Genomic DNA, 25209 nt, shown 5'->3' on the forward strand with positions numbered 1-25209 from the left:
GACCTGTGGGTTCTATGAACCAGCAAGCCCTGGGGCATCAGGTAATCGGTGCCGGGTTGAACAGGGTGATGTCGTTGTGCAGCCGGTGCTGTTCGGCCCAGGGCTGCTTGCGGCCGCTGGCCACGTCCAGGTAGTAATGGAACAGTTCCCAGCCCAGTTCTTCGATGCTCGAACGGCCTGTGGCGATGCGCCCGGCGTCGATGTCGATCAGGTCGGGCCAACGCTGGGCCAGTTCGCTGCGCGTGCACACCTTGACCACTGGCGCCATGGCCAGCCCGTAGGGCGTGCCGCGGCCAGTGGTGAACACATGCAGGTTCATGCCGGCGGCCAATTGCAGGGTGCCGCAGACAAAGTCGCTGGCCGGGGTGGCGCAGAAGATCAGGCCCTTGCGCGTTACCCGCTCGCCTGGGCCGAGCACGCCCTGGATAGCGCCGCTACCGGACTTGACGATCGACCCCAGCGACTTCTCGACGATATTGGACAGGCCGCCTTTCTTGTTGCCCGGGGTAGTGTTGGCGCTGCGGTCGGCAGCGCCTTGCTGCAGGTAGCGGTCGTACCAGTCCATTTCGCGTATCAAGGCGCCGGCAACGTCCTGGTTTTCGGCCCGTGAGGTCAGCATGTAGATGGCGTCGCGCACCTCGGTCACTTCCGAGAACAGCACGGTAGCGCCGGCGCGTACCAGCAAGTCGGCGGCGTAGCCCAGCGCCGGGTTGGCGGTGATGCCCGAGAACGCATCGCTGCCACCGCATTGCATGCCAAGGATCAATTCGCTGGCCGGTACGGTTTCGCGACGGCGCTGGTCGAGCTTCTTCAGGCGGGTCTCGGCCAGTTCCATGATCTGTTCGATCATTTCCACAAAGCCCAGGCTGGCGTCCTGCAGGCGGTACAGCCACGGCTCGCTCAGGTCTACCGAAGGGTCGTTGTCGTGCATCACCTGGCCGGCTTGCAGCTTTTCACAGCCGAGGCTGATGACCAGCGCCTCGCCACCCAGGTTGGGGTTGCGCGCCAGGTTGCGCACGGTGCGGATCGGAATGTAGGCATCGCGGGCGTTGATGGCCACGCCGCAGCCATAACTGTGGGTGATGGCCACCACGTCATCGACGTTGGGATACTTGGGCAGCAGTTCGCTGCGAATGCGCTTGACCGCATGCTCCAGCACGCCGGTCACACACTGCACGGTGGTGGTGATACCAAGGATGTTGCGGGTGCCGACGGTGCCGTCGGCGTTGCGGTAGCCTTCGAACGTGAAGCCTTCGAGCGGCGGCAGCGGTTGTGGGACAGCGTCGCAGCGCGGCAGGCTGTCCAGTTCGGGTGCGGCCGGCATGGCCAGCTGGCTTTCCTGCACCCAGCTGCCTTGGCGCAGGTCTTCCAGCGCGTAGCCGATGATTTGCCCGTAGCGGCGCACGGGCTCGCCCTTGGCGATGGCCACGGCGGCGACCTTGTGGCTTTGTGGCACGCCTTCGACCAGGGTCAGGCCGTCGGCAAAGCGGGCGCCTTCGCCCAGGCCGCCGTCGTTGACTACCACCACGACGTTATCGTCGTCGTGCAGGCGGACGTAGCGGGGCGAGTCGGAATGTTCGATCAACTGCATGTTTGGGCCCTACTTGTCAGGTTCTCAGGCTTTTTTGTACATCCGCCCGCACCGGTTGCCACGGTGCGGGCGTGTTCACTCAGTGACGCGAGCTGGCCAGTTCGCCGTTGGCGGCAGGCTCAGCCTGTGGCTTTGGGTCATCATCGCGCAGCTCGATCCGCTTGATCGGGCCCACGATCACCAGGTAGCTGAACACCGCTACCAGGGCGTTGGCGCCCACGTACACCAGTGCCCACTTGAACGAGCCGGTGGCGCTGATGATGTAGCCGATCACGATAGGCGTGGTGATCGAGGCGATGTTGCCGAAGGTGTTGAACAGGCCACCGGACAGCCCGGCGATCTGCTTCGGCGAGGTGTCTGCCACCACCGCCCAGCCCAGCGCGCCAATGCCTTTGCCGAAGAATGCCAGGGTCATGAAGCCGACTACCATCCACTCGGCATCGACATAGTTGCAGAACACCATGGTGGTCGACAGCAGCAGGCCGCACACGATCGGCAGTTTGCGCGAGAACGTCAGCGAGTTGCCCCGGCGCAGCAGCCAGTCGGAGATCACGCCACCCAGCACGCCACCAATGAAACCGCAGACCGCCGGAAGCGAAGCGATGAAGCCGGCCTTGAGGATGGTCATGCCACGTTCCTGCACCAGGTACACAGGGAACCATGTGAGGAAGAAGTAGGTGATGGCGTTGATGCAGTACTGGCCCAGGTACACGCCCAGCAGCATGCGGCTGGTCAGCAGTTGCTTGATGTAGCCCCATTTTGGGCCGGTGTTGCCGCGCTTCTGGTCCATGTCCACCAGGCCGCCGTTCTGCTCGATGTGTTCGAGCTCGCTTGGGCTGATGCGTGGGTGTTGGCGCGGGTTGTAAATGGTTTTCAGCCACACCATCGAGAAGATGATGCCCAGTACACCCATGACCACGAACACGTGCTCCCAGCCGAAGCTGAACACGATCCAGCCCATGATCGGGGCGAACAGCGCAGTGGCGAAGTACTGCGCCGAGTTGAAGATGGCCGAGGCAGTGCCGCGCTCCTGAGTCGGGAACCAGGCGGCGACGATACGCGCGTTGCCCGGGAACGACGGGGCTTCAGCGAAGCCGACCAGAAAGCGCAGGGTAAAGAGGGTGACCACGGCCCAGGCAACCGGCAGGCCACCGACAAAACCCTGCAACAGGGTGAACAGCGACCAGGTGAAGATGCTGAAGGCGTAGACGTTCTTGGAACCGAAGCGATCGAGCAGCCAGCCACCAGGAATCTGGCCAGCCACGTAAGCCCATCCAAAGGCGGAGAAGATATAACCGAGGGTAACGGCGTCAATGCCGAGGTCTTTCTGCAGGCTGGAGCCTGCGATAGCAATGGTAGCGCGGTCGGCATAGTTGATCGTGGTCACCAGGAACAGCATGAACAGGATCAGGTAGCGCACATGCGTCTTCTTAGTCGCTTGCATGCTGGCAATACTCCCACTAGTTATTTTTGTGCGGGCTCACGAATTGTAACCGGAGCGGGGCTGGCCCACTCCGGGCGCGGCATGTGGCAGGCCGCGGGCGACGCTTACTGCGGGCCCATCTTGTCCATCAGCGCGGCGAGCATCTCGTACTCTTCTGCGGTGAGGTCGGTCAGCGGGGTACGCACCGGGCCTGCGTCGTAACCGGCGATCTTGGCGCCCGCCTTGACGATGCTTACGGCGTAGCCGGCCTTGCGATTGCGGATGTCCAGGTACGGCAGGAAGAAATCGTCGATCAGCTTGGCCACGGCGGCGTGATCGTCGCGGGCGATGGCGTGGTAGAAGTCCATGGCGGTCTTCGGCACGAAGTTGAACACGGCGGAGGAGTACACCGGCACGCCCAGGGCCTTGTAGGCGGCAGCATACACTTCGGCGGTCGGCAGGCCACCCAGGTAGCTGAAACGATCGCCCAGGCGGCGACGGATCGACACCATCAGCTCGATATCACCCAGCCCATCCTTGTAGCCGATCAGGTTCGGGCAGCGCTCGGCCAGTTTTTCCAGCAGGTCGGCATTCAGGCGGCAGACGTTGCGGTTGTACACCACCACGCCAATCTTCACCGATTTGCAGACTGCTTCGACGTGGGCGGCGACGCCGTCCTGGCTGGCTTCGGTCAGGTAATGCGGCAGCAGCAGCAGGCCCTTGGCACCCAGGCGCTCGGCTTCCTGTGCGTATTCGATGGCCTGGCGGGTGGAGCCACCCACGCCAGCGAGGATAGGTACCGAGGTAGCGCAGGTGTCGACGGCAGTCTTGATCACCTGGCTGTATTCGCTGGCGGCCAGGGAGAAGAACTCACCGGTGCCACCGGCGGCGAACAGGGCGCTGGCGCCATACGGGGCCAACCATTCCAGGCGTTTGATGTAGCCAGCCTGGTGGAAATCGCCCTGGGCATTGAAGTCGGTGACCGGGAATGACAGCAGGCCGTGAGAGAGGATGGATTTAAGTTCTTGTGGATTCATTGTTGTAGGCATCCTGTGGCGCTTGGGTGAAGGGTGTTGTTTTGCGTTGGAGGTAAGTTATCGTACAACTTGTGCGATGACTAGTCCTTTTTGCGAGATTTTTTGCAGTGGGCAGGGAGGAGGATCTGTTTCCTGTGCTGGCCTCTTCGCGGGTGAACCCGCTCCCACAGGCACGGCGCAGCGGTCCAGAGAGCTATGCAGATCAGTGTGGGAGCGGGTTTACCCGCGAAGAGGCCGGTGCAGGCGAACCATAACGGAAGGAAAAGACACCGATGTCAGACTATCTGCAATCAGTCATCGTATCTCTTGATAGGGGAGGAAAAAACGATCGCGGAGACAGGCACTAGGCCGCCGCCCGATTCCACGGGAAGTGTTCTGGGACCAGCAGAGGGTGACCGGGGAAACGGGGGCGGCCTTGCGCCGCCCCGCGATCAAAGCAGAGGAAACTGAAGGTCAGGCAGCGTGCTGGCGCTTGATTTGCGCCTTGCGTACCTGGGCACGGCAAGCATCGCCGAAGGCCTGGAACATCTTGATCGAATCTGGGTTCTTCGCAGCTTGCCACTCCGGGTGCCACTGCACAGCGAACAGGAAGGGCGAAATGCTCGGGGCGTGAATGGCCTCGACCAGGCCGTCTTCGGCCAGGGCGATGGCTTCGATGCCGGCGCCAAGCGTGCGCAGGCCTTGGCCATGCAGCGAGTTGACGCGAATTTCGTCGGTACCCAGGGTGTCACGCAGCCAGCTGCCTGGCTTGATCTTCACACCATGTACCTGGGCGTACTGCACTTCAACCGGGTCTTCCGGGTTTTCCCGGTGGTCGTTGAAACCAGGCTCGGCGTATACCTTCTGGTAGATGTCGCCACCCAGGGCCACGTTGATTTCCTGCATGCCACGGCAGATGCCGAAAATCGGCAGGCCACGCTTGATCGCCGCTTTCACCAGAGGGATGTCGAACAGGTCGCGGTTCTGGTCCTGGCCTTTGCCTGGGGTTTCATTCTCTTGGCCGTACAGGGCCGGGTCGATGTTGCTGCCGGCGCCGGTCAGGTACACGCCGTCGGCCATGTCCAGATAGGTGTCGAGGTCTTCAGTGCCGCAGCAGGTGGGCACCAGAACCGGGACGCAATCAGAGAACTCGACCAGCGGGGTGATGTATTTGTGGGTCATGACCTGATAGTCATGGCCTTTGCGCTCTTGGCTGCCCATGGTCATCAGGACGACGGGTTTGCGCAGGGAAGGTTGCTTGTTGCCAATGTTGCTGTTGGACATATGTCACCTTGGGACAGGTTCAGCCTGTCGTTGTTGTGCAGGTGCACGGCGCAGGGCCCTGAGTGCAGCCTGAAGCTCCGAGCACTGCCGGCTCGTCAGAGGCGACGATTCCGGTCGGGGCATGTAGATAGCTTGCCAGAGCCGTTCGATATGTCAAACGACGGAAGAGGGCTTTAACGCGGGGAATGCACCGGTTTTTGGGGGCTGAAACCGATGCGGGCCTGTGGCGGCGTGGGTTTGGCGGGGGTGTTGGTCAATAATATTTAACGACGCAGTTGGGTCTTTGCAGCGGTGCAATGAAGGGGGGCTGGAGTTTGTGCTACTGGCGCTATCGCCGGCAAGCCAGCTCCCACAGGTACTGCATCCGCCGTTAAAAGCTGCAGATATCCTGTGGGAGCTGGCTTGCCGGCGATAGGGGCAGCACAGGCATCAAACATTTTGCTCAGTGCAGTATCTGCGCCAGGAACGCCTTGGCGCGCTCGGTACGCGGCTGGTTGAAGAACACCTGCGGCGGGCTGTCTTCGATGATCTGCCCACCCTCCAGGAACAGCACCCGCTCGGCCACTTGCCGGGCAAAGCCCATTTCATGGGTGACGCAGAGCATGGTCATGCCCGTGCCGGCCAGTTGCACCAGCACATCCAGCACCTCGGCGACCATTTCCGGGTCCAGCGCAGAGGTAGGCTCGTCAAACAGCATTATGCGCGGCTTCATGCACAGTGCCCGGGCAATCGCCACGCGCTGCTGCTGGCCGCCTGACAGCTGGCTGGGGTACTTGTGCGCCTGGCTTTCGATACCCACCTTGCTCAGGTACATGCGCGCCCGTTCTTCGGCGTCCTTGCGCGACAGCCCGCGCACGCTGGTGGGTGCCAGCAGGCAGTTGTCGAGCACGCTCATGTGCGGGAACAGGTTGAAATGCTGGAACACCATGCCGATGTCGCTGCGCACCTGCGCCGCTTCACGGGTGGTGGCTGCCAGGTCGATGCCGTCCACCTGGATGTTGCCCTGTTGGGCCACTTCCAGGCGGTTGATGCAGCGGATCAGGGTCGACTTGCCCGAGCCGGACGGCCCGCACAGCACGATGCGTTCGCCTTCGCGTACCTGCAGGTTGATGTTGTGCAGCACGTGGAACGCGCCGTAGTGCTTGTTCAGGCCTTCGATGCGGATCAGCACCGGGCGTGGGTCGGGCTCGGGGGCAAGGCTTGCAAGGCTCAGTGGTGCGGTCATGTTGTTGTTCTCCCGCGTGGGTTCAGTCGAAACGGGTCGCGCTGTAGGGCGCGGGGTCGGTGAAAGGGTGCTCGCCGGTGATCAGCTCTGCCACCAGCCGGCCGCTGACCGGCCCCAGGGTAAGGCCGTGGTGGGCGTGGCCAAAGTTGAACCACAGCCCCGGGTGGCGGGCTGCCGGGCCGATGACCGGGCGCATGTCGGGCAGGCATGGGCGGCGGCCCAGCCAAGGGGTGTCGTCCAGGCGCTCACCCAAGGCCGGGAACAGCTTGCGCGCCAGCGCCTCGCAGCGGCCTAGCTGGATCTGGTTGCCAGGCGCGCTGCTGGCGTCAAACTCGATGCCGGTGGTCAGGCGCACGCCGCGCGCCATCGGCGCCAGCACGTAGCCGCCCTGGGTGTCGCAGATCGAATGCTCAAGCGCCGCGCCGTCACGGGTGCTGTAGTGCATGTGATAGCCGCGCTTGATCGCCAGCGGAATCTGGTAGCCCAGGCCGCTGAACAGGTCGGCCGACTGCGGGCCGAGGCAGGCCACCACCTCGTCGGCGGTAATCGGGCCACGGCGGCTCTCTACCCGCCATTGGCCGTTGGCCTGGCGCAAGCTGCGTGCATCGCCATGCAGGAACAGCCCACCGCGTTGCAGGAACAGCGCCGCATAGCCGCGGGTGAGGGCGCCGGGGTTGTTCACGGTCTTGGGGTCGAGCCAGTGGATGCCGCCCACCACGGTGGCGTCCAGCTGATGCTCGCGAGCCTGCAACTGCCCGCATTCCAGGATTTCAAATTGCAGGCCATAGCGGCCCAGGCCCTTGGCGTCGGCCTTGGCCTGCTCGAACAGGGCAGGGTCACGGAACACTTCGATCCAGCCTTTGGCCTGCACCAGCGCTTCAAGGCCGGCGGCTTTGATCAAGGCGTCGTGTTCTTCGACGCAGCGCTGCACTAGCGGCAGCATGTCGGCGGCGGCCCCGGCCAGGCGCCCCGGGGCTGATTGGCGCCAGTAGCGCCATAGCCACGGCGCAGCCTTGGGCAGGTGCGCCAGGCTGTAGCGCACGTCGGGCTGGCGATTCAGGCCGTAGCGCAACAATGCGCCGAACTGCCGGGGGAAGGCGTAGGGGATGACGCTGGAGCGCTCGATCAGCCCGGCGTTGCCGTGGCTGGTGCCGCTGCCGGGTTCATCACGGTCGATCAGGACGACCTGGCGCCCGCGGGCCTGCAAGTGCAGGGCGGTGCTGACGCCGACGATGCCGGCGCCGAGGACAAGGGTCTGGCAATGCATGGAACGTATCCTTCGGTCAGTTCAGGTGGCGGCCCAGGCGGCCTTCCAGGTGTTTCAGCAGGCGCCGCACCAGTTCGACGATTACCAGGTAGAGCACGGCGGCCCACAGGTAGATCTGGAAGTCGAAACTGCGCGAGAAGGCCAGTTTGGTTACGCCCATCAGGTCGTAGATGGTCACCAGCGAGGCAATTGCGCTGGCCTTGATCATCAGGATCAGTTCGTTGCCCAGCGGGCCGATGGCCACCAGCAACGACTGCGGCAGAATCACCTTGAAAAAGGTGGTCGAGCGCTTAAGGTTCAAAGCCCGCGCCGCTTCATGCTGCCCCGGCGCAACGGCCATCAGGCTGCCGCGGAAGATCTCTGCCTGGTAGGCAGCGGTGTTCAGGGTGAAGGCCAGCAAGGTGCAGAACCACGCTTCGCGGAAAAACCACCACAGGCCGACGTCCTGCCAGAAGCCCTTGAGCGAACCCAGGCCGTAATACAGCAGGAACAGCTGGGCCAGCAGGGGCGAGCCGCGGAAGAAGTACACGTAGCCGGCGGCCATGCGTTGCAGCAGCAGGCTGCGCGACATGCGCGCCAGGGCTAGCAACAGGCCGAGTACGGCGCCCAGGGTGAAGGAAATGGCCACCAGTTTGGCGGTTACCAGCAGGCCGTCGACGAAGCGCGGGCCGTAGCGTTCCAGCAGGTCGGGGTCCACCACCAGTGCCAGCAGTTGTTCAAAGCTCATGCCCGTGCTCCTAGCAGGTGGCGGTTACTGCGCCGTTCGATGAAGGCGAACACGCGCCCGGAAAGCGCTGCGAACAGCAGGTAACCCAGGCAGGCGACGCCATAGAAGAACATCGGCTCCTTGGTCACGCTGACGGCCAGATTGGTCTGGCGCATCAGGTCGACCAGCGAAATGGTCGACACCAGCGAAGTGTCCTTGAGCAGCGACAGCCAGTTGTTCGACAGGCCGGGCAGGGCGATGCGGGTCAGTTGTGGCAGCAGCACCTTGAAGAAGGCGGTGCGCTTGCTCAGGCCCAGCGCCGAGCAGGCCTCCAGCTGGCCCTTGGGCAGGGTCTTGAAGGCGGCCAGCCAGATCTCGCTTGAGAACGCGGCGAACACCAGGCTGAAGGCGATCATCGCGGCGAGGAAGGTGTTGATCAGGAATTCACCCTGATAGCCCATGGCCGCGAGGATTTTCTGCGCGGCGATCTGGCAGCCGTAATAGATGATCAGCAGTGTCAGCAGTTCGGGCAGGCCGCGGAACACCGTAGAGAAGGTGGTGGCCCAGGCCCGTGGCAGGCGCTTGCGCGAGCGCGCTGCCAGCGCTACCAGCAGGCCCAGCGGCAGACCGATGGGCAGGCAGGCCAGTGCCAGTGAAACAGTCACCAGGGCGCCGGCCAGCAGCGCCTGGCCCCAGCCTCCGCTGGCGAAGGACAGCAAGGACAATTGATCGAGCATGACGAACACCTTGTGTTGACCTTACCGGCCCTATCGCCGGCAAGCCAGCCCCCACAAGGGACTGCACATTTGTCAGGCCTTGTGCGGTTCTGTGGGGGCTGGCTTGCCGGCGATAGGGCCGGATCAGGCGAGACGGGCTCTAAGGTCAGTTGTAGATATCGAAAGCGAAGTACTTGCTGGCGATTTTCTGATAGGTACCGTTGGCCACGATCTGTTGCAGCGCGGTGTTCAGGCGCTGGCGCAGGGCTTCGTCGTCCTTGCGCACGGCGATGGCGGCATCGGCCTTGGTGTCGGCCACGTCGCCGAGGATCTTGCAGCAATCCCCGCCGTTCTTGGTCATCCACTCGTGCAGCGGGAATTTATCGGCAATTACCCCGTCCAGGCGCCCGGCGGCCAGGTCGGCGTTGGCTTCATCCATGGTCGGGTACAGCTTCACGTCGGCCCCGGCCTTGCCATACACGTCTTCGGCGTAGATAGCCTGGGTGGACGACGACTGGGCACCGACGGTGTAGCCGACGAAGTCGGTCTGGGCGCTGTCGATCTTGCTGTCCTTGGCGACTGCGACGGTCAGCGGGGTGCGGTAGTAGTGGTCGGTGAAGGCGATTTTCTTGCGCCGCTCTTCGGTATTGATCATCGACGCGACGACGGCGTCGTACTTGCGCGCCATCAGGGCGGGGATGATGCCTTCCCAGTCCTGGGCCACCAGCGTGCACTCGACTTTCATCTGTTCGCACAGGGCATGGGTGATGTCGATATCGAAGCCGTGCAGCTTGTTATCGGCGTCTACATAGTTGAAGGGCGGGTAGGCACCCTCGGTGGCGAAGCGCAGGGTTTCGGCACTGGCGGCACCCGTCAGCAGCAGGGCACACGCACCCACCAAGGCCATGGTCTTGTTCATCTCGCACCTCATTGCACTCTTGCTATTGTTGTTTGCCCGTCGGCCACGAGGTGTAGCCGACGAATTCGTTATGTAGAGCGGCAGTCGCTTCCAAGCGTTTTTCAACATCAGGCCCGAGTTTCTTGCAGACCTCGTTGACCATCAGGTGTACCCACGACAGCATCGTCGAGGTGGATTCCCAGAACAGATTGAACTCGGTGGGGATGCGGAATACCTCGTCGGCGTTGGCATCGGCCCAGTCACAGAAGGTGTCGGTCACCAAGGTGACCGCAATGCCCGCCTCGCGTGCCTTCTGGCACAGCAGCAGGGCGTGGCGGGAATAACGGCGCGCCTCGAACACCACCAAGGCGCTGTCTTCGGCACGCCCCAGCAGCACCTCGCCGAAGTGCCCGGCGCTGATGTCCACCAGTTGCACGCCATCGCGCAGGTACTGCAGCAGGTGGCTCATGCACATGGCGATGCCGCGCTCGGTCTGGAAACCGGCGATGAACACCCGCGGCTTGCTCGCCAGGCGTTGCGCTACGCTGTGCCAGGTGGGGCTTTGGCGGTACTCGTGCACACGCATCAAGGCGGCGATTTCCAGCTCCAGGCTGCCGGCGTTGTCACTGGCGTCCTGGTTCTGGCGGTAATCCTGCAATCGGTCGCCCACCAGCCACGGGCCATCGCCCAGGTCGTTCTGCAGGTCTTGCTTAAGCGCCTTGAGGTGGGCATAACCGAGTGAGCGGCAGAAGCGCCCGACGCTGGATTCGCTGACGCCCAGCTTGGCGGCAATGCTGGCCGATGTCTGGAACGGCAGTTCGTGCAGGTTGGCGAGCATGTAGGTGGCGATCTTGCGGCCCGAGGCAGCGGCCCCTTCGAGGCTGTTTTCCAGGCGTTGCTTGATCGGTTGGCTCATGCTGCGGCTCCAAGGGTAAGGCTTGGGAAGAAAATGAATGTTTTCTGTCATCAAGTCAATATTTGACAGATTGCTGTCACATGCCGGAAAGTTTTTGTCGTTGCAACGCTGTAGCCATTCCAATACCAACAAGGAGCTTCAGATGTCCGCACCTTCCACCAGCACCGTCGTGCGTATGCCTTTTACCGAGCTGCAGGGTTTGTTGCAGGCCATTTTTCAGCGCCATGACTGCAGCGAGAGCGTGGCCCGGGTGCTGGCTTACAACTGCGCCAGCGCCCAGCGCGATGGTGCTCACAGCCACGGCGTATTCCGTATGCCTGGCTACGTCTCGACGTTGGCCAGCGGTTGGGTCGATGGCCAGGCCACGCCGAAGGTCAGCGACGTAGCGGCCGGTTATGTACGTGTCGATGCAGCGGGCGGCTTTGCCCAGCCGGCGTTGGCAGCGGCCCGTGAGCTGTTGGTAGCCAAAGCGCGCAACGCGGGTATTGCCGTGCTGGCGATCCATAACTCGCACCACTTCGCCGCGCTGTGGCCGGATGTTGAACCGTTCGCGGAAGAGGGCCTGGTGGCCCTGAGCGTGGTCAACAGCATGACCTGCGTGGTGCCGCATGGCGCGCGCAAGCCCCTGTTTGGTACCAACCCCATCGCTTTTGCGGCGCCATGTGCCGAACACGATCCGATCGTCTTCGACATGGCCACCAGCGCCATGGCCCACGGTGACGTGCAGATTGCCGCGCGTGCCGGCCAGCAACTGCCGGAAGGCATGGGCGTGGACGCCAACGGCGAACCGACCACCGACCCCTTGGCCATTCTCGAAGGCGGCGCCTTGCTGCCGTTTGGCGGGCACAAGGGTTCGGCGTTATCGATGATGGTCGAGTTGCTGGCGGCGGCGCTGACCGGGGGTAATTTCTCCTGGGAATTCGACTGGTCGCGCCACCCGGGGGCGAAGACACCCTGGACCGGGCAGCTGATTATCGTCATCGACCCCGGCAAGGCAGAAGGCGAGCAATTTGCCCAGCGCAGTCGCGCACTGGTGGAGCAGATGCAGGCGGTGGGCCTGACGCGCATGCCGGGTGAGCGGCGCTATCGTGAGCGCGAGGTGGCCGAGGAGGAGGGGGTGGCGCTAACCGAGCAGGAGTTGCAGGGCCTGAAAGAGCTGCTTGCCTGACCCGGCCAATCGCCGGCAAGCAGCTCCCACAGGTACATCACCAAGCTCAAGGCCTGTGGTGTACCTGTGGGAGCTGGCTTGCCGGCGATGAAGGCATCACTGTCAGCACAAATCTTCAGCCATGCAATGTTGCATAGACAACCTTGCACAATAGTGGATGTTCCTGAGCCCACACTCCGGGTATGCTCAGGTCTGCCTTTTCGAACTGTCCTGATCCAAGGAGCTGCACGCTGTGTTCAAACATGTCGATGCCTATGCCGGCGACCCGATCCTCTCGCTGATGGAAACCTTCAAGGCCGACCCGCGCGCCGACAAGGTCAACCTGAGTATCGGCCTGTATTACGATGAGGCCGGCGTGGTGCCGCAACTGGCGGCTGTGGATGCGGTGGAAAAACGCATTGCCGGCCAGGACCACGAAGCGTCCCTTTACCTGCCGATGGAAGGCCTGGCCAGCTACCGCCAGGCGATTCAGGCGCTGCTGTTCGGTGCCGATCACCCGGCGGTGACCGGCGGTCGCGTGGCCACTGTGCAGACCGTGGGTGGCTCCGGCGCCCTGAAAGTCGGTGCCGACTTCCTCAAGCGCTACTTCCCGCAGGCCGAAGTCTGGGTCAGCAACCCGACCTGGGACAACCACCGCGCCATCTTCGAAGGCGCCGGCTTCAAGGTGCACACGTACCCGTATTTTGACCAGGCCACCCGTGGCGTGGACTTCGACGGCATGCTGGCCACCCTGCAGACGCTGCCGGCCAACAGCGTGGTACTGCTGCACCCGTGCTGCCATAACCCCACCGGTGCCGACCTTACGCAAAACCAGTGGCAACAAGTGGTCGAAGTGGTCAAGGCACGCCAGCTGATCCCGTTCCTCGACATCGCCTACCAAGGCTTCGCCGAAGGCCTGGTGGAAGACGCCTACGCCATCCGCGAAATGGCCCGCGCCGGTGTGCCGTGCCTGGTCAGCAACTCGTTCTCGAAGATCTTCTCGCTGTACGGCGAGCGGGTAGGGGGCCTGTCGGTGGTCTGCGACGATGACGCCACTGCCCAGAGCGTGCTCGGCCAGCTCAAGGCGACCGTGCGCCGCAACTACTCCAGCCCGCCCAATTTTGGCGCCCAGCTGGTTGCAGGCGTGCTCAGCGATGCAGTCCTCAATGCCCAGTGGGCCGAGGAAGTCGAAGTGATGCGCAAGCGTATCCTCGACATGCGTCAGGCGCTGGTCGATGCCCTGGCTGTGTTGCTGCCAGGCCAGGACTTCCAGTTCTTCCTGCGCCAGCGTGGCATGTTCAGCTACACCGGCTTCAGCGTCGAGCAAGTGCGCCGCCTGCGCGACGAGTTTGGCGTGTACCTGATCGACAGTGGCCGCGTGTGCATGTCCGGCTTGCGCCCGGCCAACCTGCAACAGGTTGCCGAAGCGTTCGCTGCTGTTCAGAAGTAATTTCTCAAGGGGCCCTGCGCGGCCCTTCCTGTGGGAGCGGCCTTGCCGGGGCGCTCCCACAATCATCGCCTTAGCCTGCCGGTCTGGCGTGCTTGTAAAGACAAGTGCAACCGCCCCTCGGAAAAGGGCTTCGCAAGTGCAACCTTTCCGTGCACAATCGCGCCCCTCTTTTCCGGTTGAGTTGGGCGAACGCACTGTTTCGCCATTCTCAGCCTGTTGCAGTCTTGCGAGTGGAGCTTCACCCGGAATGAATGAGCAGGCCCCAAGCGTTGAACAACGCTTTGCAGAATCGACCCCCGCCACCCTCGGCAGCTGGGCGCGTCACGACACCACCTGGATGCTGGGCCTGTTCGGCACAGCCATTGGCGCCGGAACCTTGTTCCTGCCAATAAACGCCGGCCTTGGCGGTTTCTGGCCGCTGCTGATCCTGGCTGTACTGGCCTTCCCAATGACCTACTTCGCTCACCGCGGGTTGACCCGCTTCGTGCTCTCCGGGCGCAATGGTGGCGACATCACCGAAGTGGTCAAAGAGCACTTCGGCAGCAACGCCGGTGCCGCGATCACCGTGCTGTACTTCTTCGCGATCTTCCCCATCCTGCTTATCTATAGCGTGGCGCTGACCAACACCGTGTCCAGCTTCATGGAGCACCAGCTGCACATGGCGCCGCCACCGCGGGCCATCCTGTCGTTTGTGCTGATCCTCGGCCTGCTGGCCATCGTGCGCTGCGGCGAGCAGGCCACGGTCAAGGTCATGAGCCTGCTGGTGTACCCGTTCATCGTCGCCCTGGCGCTGCTGGGCCTGTACCTGGTGCCACACTGGACTGGTGGCATCCTCGACAGCGCCACACACGTGCCGCCGGCCTCGGCCTTCCTGCATACCCTGTGGCTGGCTATTCCGGTGATGGTGTTCTCGTTCAACCACTCGCCGATCATTTCGGCCTTCGCCGTCGACCAGAAGCGCCGCTACGGCGAGCATGCCGACGAGCGTAGCGGCCAGATCCTGCGCCGTGCCCACCTGCTGATGGTGGTGATGGTGCTGTTCTTCGTGTTCAGCTGCGTGCTCACCCTGAGCAGCGCCCAACTGGCCGAAGCCAAGGCACAGAACCTGTCGATCCTGTCGTACCTGGCCAACCACTTCAGCAACCCGACCATCGCGTTCGCTGCGCCGCTGATCGCCTTCGTGGCCATCGCCAAGTCGTTCCTGGGCCATTACATCGGTGCCAGTGAAGGCCTGAAGGGTATTATCGCCAAGACCGGTGCACGCCCGGGTGCCAAAACCCTGGACCGCGTGGTAGCCGCGTTGATGCTGGTAGTGTGCTGGATCGTTGCCACCCTCAACCCGAGCATCCTCGGCATGATCGAATCGCTCGGCGGCCCGATCCTTGCGGTGCTGTTGTTCCTGATGCCGATGTACGCCATCCACCGTGTTCCGTCGATGCGCAAGTACAGCGGTGCAGCCTCCAACGTGTTCGTTGTAGTGGTCGGCCTGGTTGCGTTGACCTCGGTGGTGTACGGCCTGCTGGGCTGATTCGCTGCCTGAAATAAAGAATGCCCGGGTCGCTTGTCGCAACCTGGGCATTTTTTTGTCCACAAAAATTGTCCGGCAATAGAACAATTTCACCTGCCCCCATAGGCACCCGGCCGCCTTCATGCTTAACTCAGTGTCCTTTTCAAACCCAGCATAAGGATTTCGTCATGGCTCAAGTGACTCTCAAAGGCGGCCCGGTTCAGGTCAACGGCGAACTGCCGAAAATCGGCGCCCAGGCTCCGGCATTCTCCCTGGTCGGTGAAGGCCTGGCTGACAAGTCGCTGAAGGACTACGCCGGCAAGCGCAAGGTGCTGAACATCTTCCCAAGCGTTGACACCCCAACCTGCGCCACCTCCGTGCGCAAGTTCAACGCCCAGGCCAACGATGTGGCCAACACCGTGGTGCTGTGCATCTCCGCCGACCTGCCGTTTGCCCAAGCACGCTTCTGCGGTGCCGAAGGCCTGGAAAACGTGAAGAACCTGTCGACCCTGCGTGGCCGCGAGTTCCTCGAAAACTACGGCGTCGCCATCGCCGACGGCCCGCTGGCCGGCCTGGCTGCCCGCGCCGTGGTGGTGCTGGATGAAAACGACAAAGTGCTGCACAGTGAACTGGTTGGCGAAATTGCTGACGAGCCGAACTACGATGCAGCGCTGGCAGTACTGAAGTAAGGGTTGCGGGGCAGGGCGGCTGAGTCCTGTGGTGGCCTCTTCGCGGGTGAACCCGCGAAAGGGCCAGCCCAGGCAACCGAAACCTTTCAGCCCGCCACTACTCCAAGCAACACCCTGTAACGGCCCGGAACGCTTTCCGGGCCGTTTTCATTTAAAGTTCAGCGTCTTGGCAACGTCAGCCAAAGGTAAACCTCTGGTAAAGGCCCTTTGCTAAAACGATGCCATTGCTTATCGTTCACCCTCCCCAAGCCGCCATTCCGAACAAGGTTCGTTCAACCCATGCAAGTGTCCAATTCCCGTTCCCCCCGTCGCTGGCTCGTCGGCCTGCTGATCCTGCTGCTGGTGGCTGCCCTGGCCTGGTGGCTGTGGCCTGCAGCAACGCCTGCGCATAAAGAAGCCGGCGGCGGCGGGCGCGGTGGCAAGGGCATGGGCATGATGGGCGGCCGCCCAGGGTTCGGCGGCTCCAGCGAAGCGGTGCCGGTACGCGTCGAACCGGTACGCGTGGGCGACTTCCCCCTGTATTACAAAGCCCTGGGCACAGTCACTGCCACCAACACGGTCAATGTGCGCAGCCGCGTGGCTGGCGAGCTGGTGAAGATCCACTTCAAGGAAGGCCAGCAGGTCAAAGCCGGCGACTTGCTCGCCGAAATCGACCCGCGCTCGTACCGCATCGCCCTGCAGCAGGCCGAAGGTACGCTGGCGCAAAACCAGGCGCAGCTGAAGAACGCCCAGGTGGATGTAGCCCGCTATAAAGGCCTGTACGCCGAAGACAGTATCGCCAAGCAAACCCTCGACACCGCCGAAGCGCAGGTGGCGCAGTTCCAGGGGCTGGTCAAGACCAACCAGGCACAGGTCAACGACGCCCGGCTGAACCTCGACTTCACCCAGATCCGTGCGCCGATCAACGGTCGCGTGGGCCTGCGCCAGCTCGACCTGGGCAACCTCGTTGCGGCCAACGACACCACGGCACTGGTGGTGATTACCCAGACCGAGCCGATCAACGTCGCCTTCACCCTGCCGGAAACCGAGCTGAGCACCGTGCTGGAACGCTACCGCAGCGGCGCCATCCTGCCGGTCGAGGCCTGGGACCGCAGTGACAGCAAGCTGCAGTCCACTGGCGTGCTGGGCAGCATCGACAACCAGATCGACATTACGACCGGTACGCTCAAGTTCAAGGGCCGCTTCGAGAACAAGGACCTCGCCCTGTTCCCCAACCAGTTCGTCAACGTGCGCCTGCTAGCCGATACCCTCAAGCAGGTGGTCATGGCCCCGGCAGCGGCCATCCAGTTTGGTAACGACGGTACCTTTGCCTATGTGGTAAACGCTGAAAACACGGTGAACGTGCGCAAGCTCAAGGTCGGCGCCAGCGATGGCGAGAACAGCGTCATCCTCGAAGGCCTGAAGGCGGGTGACCGCCTGGTGCTGGAAGGCACCGACCGCCTGCGCGAAGGCACCAAGGTGGAAGTGGTCGAAGACAGCTCGCAAGTACCGACCACCCCAGGCCAGCACCTGCAAGGCCAGGAAGCCAAAGGTTCGGCGCACACAGGTGAAGCGCAGCCTGGCAACGCAGCAGGCAAGGCGGGCGCATGAACCTCTCGCGTCTGTTCATCCTGCGGCCGGTCGCCACCACGCTGAGCATGCTGGCCATCGTCCTGGCCGGTCTGATCGCCTACAAGCTGCTGCCGGTTTCCGCTTTACCGCAGGTGGATTACCCGACCATCCGCGTCATGACGCTGTACCCCGGTGCCAGCCCGGAGGTCATGACCAGCGCTGTCACCGCCCCCCTGGAGCGCCAGTTCGGCCAGATGCCCGGCCTGGAACAAATGGCTTCGACCAGTTCCGGTGGTGCCTCGGTGCTGACCCTCCGTTTCAACCTCGACATGAACATGGACGTTGCCGAGCAACAGGTGCAGGCTGCGATCAACGCTGCCAGCAACCTGCTGCCCAGCGACCTGCCAGCGCCGCCGGTTTACAACAAGGTCAACCCGGCCGACACCCCGGTGCTGACCCTGGCCATTTCCAGCAAGACCATGCCGCTGCCCAAGCTCAACGACCTGGTCGATACGCGTGTGGCGCAAAAGCTCGCGCAGATCAGCGGCGTAGGCATGGTCAGCATTGCCGGCGGCCAGCGCCAGGCGGTACGCATCAAGGTCAACGTCGACGCCCTGGCGGCCAACGGCCTGAACCTGGATGACGTGCGCACGATGATCGGCGCCTCGAACGTGAACCAGCCCAAGGGCAATTTCGATGGCCCCACCCGGGTGTCGATGCTCGATGCCAATGACCAGCTGCGTTCCCCCGAGGAATACGCCAACCTGATCCTGGCCTACACCAACGGTGCACCGCTGCGTCTGAAAGATGTGGCCGAAATCGTCGATGGCGCAGAAAACGAGCGCCTGGCCGCCTGGGCCAACGAAAACCACGCGGTGCTGCTGAACATCCAGCGCCAGCCTGGCGCCAACGTCATCGAAGTGGTCGACCGCATCAAGGAGCTGTTGCCGTCGATCACCGACAACCTGCCGGCCGGCCTCGATGTATCGGTGCTGACCGACCGCACCCAGACCATTCGCGCCGCAGTCAAGGACGTACAGCATGAACTGCTGATCGCCATCGTCCTGGTGGTAATGGTTACCTTCGTCTTCCTGCGCCGTTTCAGCGCCACCCTCATTCCGTCGATTGCCGTGCCACTGTCACTGATCGGCACCTTCGGCGTGATGTACCTGGCCGGTTTCTCGGTGAACAACCTGACGTTGATGGCCCTGACCATTGCCACCGGCTTTGTGGTCGACGACGCCATTGTCATGCTGGAGAACATCTCCCGGCACATCGAAGAGGGCGAGACGCCCATGCAGGCGGCGCTCAAGGGCGCCCGGCAGATCGGCTTCACCCTGATTTCGCTAACCTTCTCGCTGATCGCGGTATTGATCCCGTTGCTGTTCATGGCTGACGTGGTCGGCCGCCTGTTCCGCGAGTTCGCCATCACCCTTGCAGTGGCCATCCTGATCTCCCTGGTGGTGTCGCTGACCCTGACGCCGATGATGTGCGCCCGCTTGCTCAAACGCGAGCCCAAGGAAGAAGAACAAGGCCGCTTCTACCGCGCCAGCGGCGCCTGGATCGACTGGCTGATCAAACACTACGGCAACGCCCTGCAGTGGGTACTCAAGCACCAGCCGCTGACCCTGTTGGTGGCCGTGGCCAGCCTGGTGCTGACCGTGTTCCTGTACATGGTGGTGCCCAAGGGCTTCTTCCCGGTGCAGGACACCGGGGTGATCCAGGGCATTTCCGAAGCACCGCAGTCCACGTCGTTCGCCGCCATGAGCGAGCGTCAGCAGGCCCTGAGCAAGGTGATCCTGCAGGACCCTGCCGTGCAAAGCCTGTCGTCCTACATCGGCGTCGATGGCGACAACGCCACGCTCAACAGCGGCCGCCTGTTGATCAACCTCAAGCCTCACGGCGAGCGCGATGTCACAGCCAGCGAAGTCATCAGCCGCCTGCAGCCACAACTGGACCGGCAGGTGGGTATCCGCCTGTTCATGCAGCCGGTGCAGGACTTGAGCATCGAGGACCGGGTCAGTCGTACCCAGTACCAGTTCAGCCTGTCGTCGCCGGACGCCGACCTGCTGGCGCAGTGGAGCGGCAAGCTGGTGCAGGCGTTGCAGCAACGCGCAGAACTGGCCGACGTGGCCAGCGACCTCCAGGACAAGGGTTTGCAGGTGTACCTGGTGATCGACCGTGACATGGCCAGCCGCTTGGGCATCAGCGTGTCGCAGATCACCAACGCCCTGTACGACGCCTTCGGCCAGCGGCAGATCTCGACCATCTACACCCAGGCCAGCCAGTACCGCGTGGTGCTGCAGTCGAAGGACGCTTCAGTGATCGGCCCGCAGGCGCTGGAGTCGATCCACGTCAAGGCTACCGATGGCGGCCAGGTGCGGCTGTCGGCGCTGGCGCGCATCGAGCAGCGCCAGGCCCAGCTGGCCATTTCCCACATCGGCCAGTTCCCGGCGGTGACCCTGTCGTTCAACCTGGCCCATGGCGCGTCGTTGGGCGAAGCTGTGCAGGTGATCGAGCAGGTGCAGCAGGACATCGGCATGCCGCTGGGGGTACAAACCCGCTTCCAGGGCGCCGCGCAGGCCTTCCAGGCGTCGCTGTCCAGCACCTTGCTGCTGATTCTGGCGGCGGTGGTGACCATGTACATCGTGCTGGGCGTGCTGTACGAAAGCTACATCCACCCGGTGACCATCCTCTCGACCCTGCCCTCGGCGGCGGTGGGTGCCTTGCTGGCCTTGCTCATCAGCGGCAACGACCTTGGCATGATTGCCATCATCGGCATCATCTTGCTGATCGGCATCGTCAAGAAGAACGCGATCATGATGATCGACTTTGCCCTTGAGGCCGAGCGCCACCAGGGCATGAGCCCGCGTGATGCGATTTACCAGGCGGCGCTGCTGCGCTTTCGGCCGATCCTGATGACCACCCTGGCCGCGCTGTTCGGTGCGGTGCCGCTGATGCTCGCGACCGGTTCCGGCGCCGAGCTGCGCCAGCCGCTGGGCCTGGTGATGGTCGGCGGGTTGCTGGTCAGCCAGGTGCTGACGCTGTTCACCACGCCGGTCATCTACCTGTACTTCGACCGCTTGGCCCGCCGCTGGCGCCCGGCCACTGACGTGAAGCAGGCCGAGGCATGAACCTGTCCGGTCCTTTCATCCGTCGCCCTGTTGCGACCATGCTGCTGAGCCTGGCGATCATGCTACTGGGCGGGGTCAGCTTCGGCCTGTTGCCTGTGTCACCGCTGCCGCAGATGGACTTCCCCGTAATCGTGGTGTCGGCCAACTTGTCCGGCGCCAGCCCGGAGGTCATGGCCTCCACCGTGGCCACGCCACTGGAGCGCAAGCTGGGCAGCATCGCCGGCGTGACCACATTGACCAGCAGCTCCAACCAAGGCTCCACGCGGGTCATCATCGGCTTCGAGATGGGCCGCGACATCGACGGCGCGGCGCGCGAGGTGCAGGCAGCGATCAACGCCACCCGTAACCTGCTGCCCAGCGGCATGCGCAGCATGCCCACCTACAAGAAGATCAACCCGTCGCAAGCACCGATCATGGTGCTGTCGCTGACGTCGGACGTGCTGCAGAAAGGCCAGCTGTACGACCTGGCCGACACTATCCTGTCGCAGAGCCTGGCCCAGGTATCGGGGGTAGGTGAGGTGCAGATCGGCGGCAGTTCGCTGCCGGCGGTGCGCATTGCCGTCGAGCCGCAATTGCTCAACCAGTACGGCGTGTCGCTGGACGATGTGCGTACGGCCGTGTCCAACGCCAACCAGCGCCGGCCAATGGGTTTTGTCGAGGATGCCGAGCGTAACTGGCAGGTGAGGGCCAACGACCAGCTGGAAAGCGCCAAGGATTACGAGCCGGTGGTGATCCGGCAGCAGAACGGCACCATCCTGCGCCTGTCCGACGTGGCCACCATTACCGATGGCGTGGAAAACCGCTACAACAGCGGTTTCTTCAATGACCAGAGCGCGGTGCTGCTGGTGGTCAACCGCCAGACCGGTGCCAACATCATCGAAACGGTCGACCAGATCAAGGCGCAGTTGCCAGCCCTGCAGTCGTTGCTGCCGGCCAATGTGCAACTGAACGTGGCAATGGACCGCTCGCCGGTGATCAAGGCCACCCTGAAGGAGGCCGAACACACCCTGTTGATCGCTGTGGTGCTGGTGATCCTGGTGGTGTACCTGTTCCTCGGCAGCCTGCGCGCCTCACTCATCCCCAGCCTGGCAGTGCCAGTGTCTCTGGTGGGGACTTTCGCGGTCATGTACCTGTGCGGCTTCTCGCTCAACAACCTGTCGCTGATGGCCTTGATCCTTGCCACTGGCCTGGTGGTGGACGACGCCATCGTGGTGCTGGAGAACATCTCGCGGCACATCGAGGACGGCCAGCCGCCGATGAAGGCGGCCTTCCTGGGGGCCAAGGAAGTGGGCTTCACCCTGCTGTCGATGAACGTGTCGCTGGTGGCTGTATTCGTCTCCATCCTGTTCATGGGCGGCATCGTGCGTAACCTGTTCCAGGAGTTCTCGATCACACTGGCGGCGGCGATCATCGTGTCGCTGGTGGTATCGCTGACCCTCACGCCGATGCTGTGCGCGCGCTGGCTCAAACCACACCAGGCCGAGCAGGCCCGCGTGCAGCGCTGGAGCGACAAGGTGCACCAGCGCATGGTCAACGCCTATGACCGCAGCCTGGGCTGGGTCTTGCGCCACAAGGGCCTGACCCTGCTCAGCCTGCTGGCGACCATTGCTATCAACATCGCCCTGTATGTGGTGGTGCCCAAGACGCTGATGCCGCAGCAGGACACTGGCCAGCTGATGGGCTTTATCCGCGGTGATGACGGCCTGTCGTTCAGCGTGATGCAGCCGAAAATGGAGATCTACCGGCGCGCCTTGCTGGCCGACCCGGCAGTGCAGAGCGTTGCCGGTTTCATCGGTGGCAACAGCGGCACCAACAATGCCGTGGTGCTGGTGCGCCTGAAGCCGATCAGCGAGCGCAAGATCGATGCGCAGAAGGTGATCGAGCGCCTGCGCAAGGAAATGCCCAAAGTGCCCGGAGGTCGGCTGTTCCTGATGGCCGACCAGGACCTGCAACTGGGTGGCGGAGGGCGTGACCAGAGCTCGTCGCAGTACCTGTATACCCTGCAGAGCGGCGACCTGGCGGCATTGCGCCAGTGGTTCCCCAAGGTGGTTGCGGCGCTGCGTGCACTGCCGGAGCTGACCGCCATCGACGCCCGTGACGGCTCCGGTACCCAGCAGGTGACGCTGGTGGTCGACCGTGACCAGGCCAAGCGCCTGGGCATCGACATGGACATGGTCACCTCGGTGTTGAACAACGCCTACAGCCAGCGTCAGATCTCCACCATCTACGACAGCCTCAACCAGTACCAGGTGGTGCTTGAGATCAACCCCAAATACGCCTGGGACCCGAGCACGCTGGAGCAGGTGCAAGTGATTACCACCGACGGCGCTCGCGTACCGCTGTCGACCATCGCCCGCTACGAGAACAGCCTGGCCAACGACCGGGTAAGCCACGAAGGCCAGTTCGCCTCCGAAGACATCGCCTTCGACGTCGCCGAAGGCTACAGCCCCGACCAGGCCATGGCAGCGGTGGAGCGGGCGGTGGCTAAGCTGGGCTTGCCCGAAGAGGTGATTGCCAAGCTCGGCGGTACTGCCGATGCCTTTGCCAAGACCCAGCAGGGCCAGCCGTTCATGATCCTTGGCGCACTGCTGCTGGTGTATCTGGTGCTGGGCATTCTTTATGAAAGCTACATCCACCCGCTGACCATTCTCTCGACACTGCCTTCGGCAGGCGTTGGTGCCTTGCTGACGCTGTACGTCACCGGTGGCGAATTCAGCTTGATCTCGCTGTTGGGGTTGTTCCTGCTGATCGGTGTGGTGAAGAAGAACGCCATTTTGATGATCGACCTGGCCTTGCAGCTGGAGCGCCATCAGGGCATGTCGCCGGAAGAGTCGATCCGCCGGGCCTGCCTGCTGCGCCTGCGACCGATCCTGATGACCACCCTGGCCGCCATCCTTGGCGCCTTGCCGCTGCTGCTGAGCCATGCCGAGGGCGCGGAAATGCGCCAGCCGCTGGGCCTGACCATCATCGGTGGCCTGGTGTTCAGCCAGGTCCTCACCCTTTACACGACGCCGGTTGTCTACCTGTACCTGGACCGCCTGCGCCACCGTTTCAACCGTTGGCGCGGCGTGCGCACCGACGCCGCCCTGGAAACCCCGCTATGACTTTTGCCCAGACCCCACTTCACCGTGCGCTGCAAGCGCTGACCCGTGGGCGTGGCTCGCGCCTGCTCGGCGCCGGGTTGTGCGTGGCCTTGCTCAGTGCCTGTACCCTGAGCCCGGACTACCACCGCCCCGAGCTGAACAGCCCGGCGGCGCAGTTCAAACACGCCGAAGGCTGGAGCCAGGCCACGCCATCCGATGCCATCGCCCGCGGCGCCTGGTGGGAAATCTACGGCGATACCGGGCTCAATGCGTTGGTCGAGGAGCTTAACCGCAGCAACCAGACCGTGGCGCAATCAGAAGCGCAGTACCGCCAGGCCCAGGCGCTGGTGCGCAGCAGCCGTGCGGCGCTGTTCCCCAGCCTGGACCTGAGTGCTAGCAAGAACCGCTCGGCGCAGGGTACCGGCAGCTCCAGTTCCAGCTTGTCCAACAACAGCAGCGGCATCCGCAATACCTACAACGCCCAACTCGGTGTCAGCTGGGAAATCGACCTGTGGGGCAAGTTGCGCGAAACCATGAATGCCAACGAGGCCAGTGCCGAAGCCAGCCTCGCCGACCTCGCTTCGATCCGCTTGAGCCAGCAATCGGAGCTGGTGCAGAACTACCTGCAATTGCGGGTCATCGATGAGCAGAAGCGTTTGCTGGAAGCCACCGTGGCGGCCTATGAGCGCTCGTTGCGGATGACCGAAAACCAGTACCGCGCTGGTGTCTCTGGCCCGGATGCCGTGGCCCAGGCGCGTACCCAGCTGAAGAGCACCCAGGCTGATTTGATCGACCTGATCTGGCAGCGTGCGCAGTTCGAGAACGCCATCGCCGTGCTGCTGGGCAAGACCCCGGCCGATTTCGCCCTGGCTGACAGCAAGGCCATTCCGGCATTGCCGCAAATTCCGGTTTCGCTGCCGTCGCAGCTGCTGGAGCGTCGGCCGGACATCGCTGCTGCCGAACGCAACGTGATGGCGGCCAATGCCAATATCGGTGTGTCGCGGGCAGCGTACTTCCCCGATCTCAGCCTGAGCATGAGTGGTGGTTATTCCAGCAGCAGCTTCAGCAACTGGATCGAACTGCCCAACCGCTACTGGTCGGTAGGCCCGCAGCTGGCGCTGACCCTGTTCGACGCCGGCAAGCGCAGCGCCGAGGTAGACCGTACGGTGGCGGTCTATGACCAGACCGTGGCGCAGTACCGCCAGACCGTGCTGGATGGCTTCAAGGAAGTGGAAAACCTGTTGGTGCAGTTGAAGGTGTATGGCGATGAAGCGGTGGTGCGCCAGGAGGCGCTGGACGCTGCACGCGAGTCGCTGCGCCTGACCGAGAACCAGTACCGCGCGGGGCTGATTGGCTATCTGGATGTCGTCAACGTACAGACCACGGCGCTGAGCAACGAGCGCAGCGTATTGAACCTGCTGCAAGGCCGCCTGGTGGCCAGTGTGCAATTGGTGGCGGCATTGGGTGGCGGCTGGGATGCAGAGCAGGCGTTTGCCGAGCAGGACTGAAGTGAACGCACGCTTTTGTGGGAGCGGCGCAGATCTGCTTAGGGCTCGCATTGGATCCATTCCCATTCGCAAAAACCCCGTGCGTTTCGCCTAAGCTT

At 63.2% G+C, this 25209-nt stretch carries 18 protein-coding genes; 8 read left to right on the forward strand and 10 right to left on the reverse strand.

All coding sequences use genetic code 11. From position 1 onward, the window contains the following. Window positions 1-37: 37 nt before the first annotated feature. The 10 genes from garD to SB756_RS05050 form a co-directional block, all read right to left on the reverse strand. Entirely contained in the window at window positions 38-1591 is a 1554-nt protein-coding gene (gene garD / locus SB756_RS05005; protein WP_341798632.1) for a galactarate dehydratase, read from the reverse strand. Between the two features lie 79 nt (window positions 1592-1670). Then, window positions 1671-3035, reverse strand: a complete 1365-nt coding sequence (locus SB756_RS05010) for an MFS transporter (protein WP_028613097.1) — start codon at window positions 3033-3035, stop codon at window positions 1671-1673. Window positions 3036-3139: 104 nt separating this feature from the next. Then, window positions 3140-4051, reverse strand: a complete 912-nt coding sequence (gene kdgD / locus SB756_RS05015) for a 5-dehydro-4-deoxyglucarate dehydratase (protein WP_028613096.1) — start codon at window positions 4049-4051, stop codon at window positions 3140-3142. 453 nt (window positions 4052-4504) lie between these two features. After that, window positions 4505-5314 carry a gamma-glutamyl-gamma-aminobutyrate hydrolase family protein gene (locus SB756_RS05020; protein WP_016487465.1) on the reverse strand — a complete coding sequence of 270 codons (810 nt, stop codon included), beginning with the start codon at window positions 5312-5314 and terminating at the stop codon, window positions 4505-4507. Between the two features lie 442 nt (window positions 5315-5756). Continuing rightward, window positions 5757-6539, reverse strand: coding sequence for an amino acid ABC transporter ATP-binding protein (locus SB756_RS05025; RefSeq protein ID WP_086974531.1), 783 nt, complete (start codon window positions 6537-6539; stop codon window positions 5757-5759). A gap of 22 nt (window positions 6540-6561) precedes the next feature. Further along, window positions 6562-7806 (reverse strand): FAD-binding oxidoreductase, encoded by a 1245-nt coding sequence (locus tag SB756_RS05030; RefSeq protein WP_341798633.1) that lies wholly within the window; start codon window positions 7804-7806, stop codon window positions 6562-6564. A 16-nt stretch (window positions 7807-7822) separates the two neighbouring features. Beyond that, on the reverse strand, window positions 7823-8533 hold the full coding sequence (locus tag SB756_RS05035; protein WP_341798634.1) for an ABC transporter permease: 711 nt from the start codon (window positions 8531-8533) through the stop codon (window positions 7823-7825). After that, window positions 8530-9249, reverse strand: coding sequence for an ABC transporter permease (locus SB756_RS05040; protein WP_049275942.1), 720 nt, complete (start codon window positions 9247-9249; stop codon window positions 8530-8532). The genes SB756_RS05035 and SB756_RS05040 overlap by 4 nt, the downstream gene beginning before the upstream one ends. Before the next feature lie 145 nt (window positions 9250-9394). Further along, window positions 9395-10147: a transporter substrate-binding domain-containing protein gene (locus SB756_RS05045; RefSeq protein WP_016499314.1), complete on the reverse strand. Its 753-nt coding sequence runs from the start codon at window positions 10145-10147 to the stop codon at window positions 9395-9397. 22 nt (window positions 10148-10169) lie between these two features. Beyond that, window positions 10170-11042, reverse strand: a complete 873-nt coding sequence (locus tag SB756_RS05050) for a MurR/RpiR family transcriptional regulator (protein WP_016499315.1) — start codon at window positions 11040-11042, stop codon at window positions 10170-10172. Window positions 11043-11184: 142 nt separating this feature from the next. On the opposite strand from SB756_RS05050, the gene SB756_RS05055 reads away from it, so the two are divergent. The 8 genes from SB756_RS05055 to SB756_RS05090 all read left to right on the forward strand — a co-directional run bounded on the left by SB756_RS05055 (window position 11185) and on the right by SB756_RS05090 (window position 25111). After that, window positions 11185-12210, forward strand: a complete 1026-nt coding sequence (locus SB756_RS05055) for an Ldh family oxidoreductase (RefSeq protein WP_341798635.1) — start codon at window positions 11185-11187, stop codon at window positions 12208-12210. Between the two features lie 232 nt (window positions 12211-12442). Then, window positions 12443-13639: an amino acid aminotransferase gene (locus SB756_RS05060; protein WP_341798636.1), complete on the forward strand. Its 1197-nt coding sequence runs from the start codon at window positions 12443-12445 to the stop codon at window positions 13637-13639. Window positions 13640-13886: 247 nt separating this feature from the next. Next, a complete protein-coding gene (locus SB756_RS05065) occupies window positions 13887-15167 on the forward strand; it encodes a serine/threonine transporter (RefSeq protein ID WP_410910310.1) in 1281 nt (426 codons plus the stop codon). A gap of 167 nt (window positions 15168-15334) precedes the next feature. Further along, complete coding sequence (gene tpx / locus SB756_RS05070; RefSeq protein ID WP_016499320.1) at window positions 15335-15835, forward strand: thiol peroxidase; 501 nt, start codon at window positions 15335-15337, stop codon at window positions 15833-15835. 279 nt (window positions 15836-16114) lie between these two features. Beyond that, window positions 16115-17425, forward strand: coding sequence for an MdtA/MuxA family multidrug efflux RND transporter periplasmic adaptor subunit (locus tag SB756_RS05075; protein ID WP_341798637.1), 1311 nt, complete (start codon window positions 16115-16117; stop codon window positions 17423-17425). Next, entirely contained in the window at window positions 17422-20520 is a 3099-nt protein-coding gene (locus tag SB756_RS05080) for an MdtB/MuxB family multidrug efflux RND transporter permease subunit (RefSeq protein WP_410910311.1), read from the forward strand. Before SB756_RS05075 ends, SB756_RS05080 begins: the two co-directional genes overlap by 4 nt. Beyond that, window positions 20517-23624 carry an efflux RND transporter permease subunit gene (locus tag SB756_RS05085; RefSeq protein WP_410910312.1) on the forward strand — a complete coding sequence of 1036 codons (3108 nt, stop codon included), beginning with the start codon at window positions 20517-20519 and terminating at the stop codon, window positions 23622-23624. Before SB756_RS05080 ends, SB756_RS05085 begins: the two co-directional genes overlap by 4 nt. Next, window positions 23621-25111, forward strand: coding sequence for an efflux transporter outer membrane subunit (locus SB756_RS05090; protein WP_016499324.1), 1491 nt, complete (start codon window positions 23621-23623; stop codon window positions 25109-25111). Before SB756_RS05085 ends, SB756_RS05090 begins: the two co-directional genes overlap by 4 nt. Window positions 25112-25209: the final 98 nt, after the last annotated feature.

The sequence above is a fragment of the Pseudomonas sp. SIMBA_068 genome (assembly GCF_046534705.1).
Taxonomy (GTDB): Bacteria; Pseudomonadota; Gammaproteobacteria; order Pseudomonadales; family Pseudomonadaceae; genus Aquipseudomonas; species Aquipseudomonas putida.

Bases quoted from the DNA above. Each gene is read 5' to 3' on its own strand.
- garD (WP_341798632.1), bottom strand. From the start codon at position 1,591: ATGCAGTTGATCGAACATTCCGACTCGCCCCGCTACGTCCGCCTGCAC.
- SB756_RS05010 (WP_028613097.1), bottom strand. From the start codon at position 3,035: ATGCAAGCGACTAAGAAGACGCATGTGCGCTACCTGATCCTGTTCATG.
- kdgD (WP_028613096.1), bottom strand. From the start codon at position 4,051: ATGAATCCACAAGAACTTAAATCCATCCTCTCTCACGGCCTGCTGTCA.
- SB756_RS05020 (WP_016487465.1), bottom strand. From the start codon at position 5,314: ATGTCCAACAGCAACATTGGCAACAAGCAACCTTCCCTGCGCAAACCC.
- SB756_RS05025 (WP_086974531.1), bottom strand. From the start codon at position 6,539: ATGACCGCACCACTGAGCCTTGCAAGCCTTGCCCCCGAGCCCGACCCA.
- SB756_RS05030 (WP_341798633.1), bottom strand. From the start codon at position 7,806: ATGCATTGCCAGACCCTTGTCCTCGGCGCCGGCATCGTCGGCGTCAGC.
- SB756_RS05035 (WP_341798634.1), bottom strand. From the start codon at position 8,533: ATGAGCTTTGAACAACTGCTGGCACTGGTGGTGGACCCCGACCTGCTG.
- SB756_RS05040 (WP_049275942.1), bottom strand. From the start codon at position 9,249: ATGCTCGATCAATTGTCCTTGCTGTCCTTCGCCAGCGGAGGCTGGGGC.
- SB756_RS05045 (WP_016499314.1), bottom strand. From the start codon at position 10,147: ATGAACAAGACCATGGCCTTGGTGGGTGCGTGTGCCCTGCTGCTGACG.
- SB756_RS05050 (WP_016499315.1), bottom strand. From the start codon at position 11,042: ATGAGCCAACCGATCAAGCAACGCCTGGAAAACAGCCTCGAAGGGGCC.
- SB756_RS05055 (WP_341798635.1), top strand. From the start codon at position 11,185: ATGTCCGCACCTTCCACCAGCACCGTCGTGCGTATGCCTTTTACCGAG.
- SB756_RS05065 (WP_410910310.1), top strand. From the start codon at position 13,887: ATGAATGAGCAGGCCCCAAGCGTTGAACAACGCTTTGCAGAATCGACC.
- tpx (WP_016499320.1), top strand. From the start codon at position 15,335: ATGGCTCAAGTGACTCTCAAAGGCGGCCCGGTTCAGGTCAACGGCGAA.
- SB756_RS05075 (WP_341798637.1), top strand. From the start codon at position 16,115: ATGCAAGTGTCCAATTCCCGTTCCCCCCGTCGCTGGCTCGTCGGCCTG.
- SB756_RS05080 (WP_410910311.1), top strand. From the start codon at position 17,422: ATGAACCTCTCGCGTCTGTTCATCCTGCGGCCGGTCGCCACCACGCTG.
- SB756_RS05085 (WP_410910312.1), top strand. From the start codon at position 20,517: ATGAACCTGTCCGGTCCTTTCATCCGTCGCCCTGTTGCGACCATGCTG.
- SB756_RS05090 (WP_016499324.1), top strand. From the start codon at position 23,621: ATGACTTTTGCCCAGACCCCACTTCACCGTGCGCTGCAAGCGCTGACC.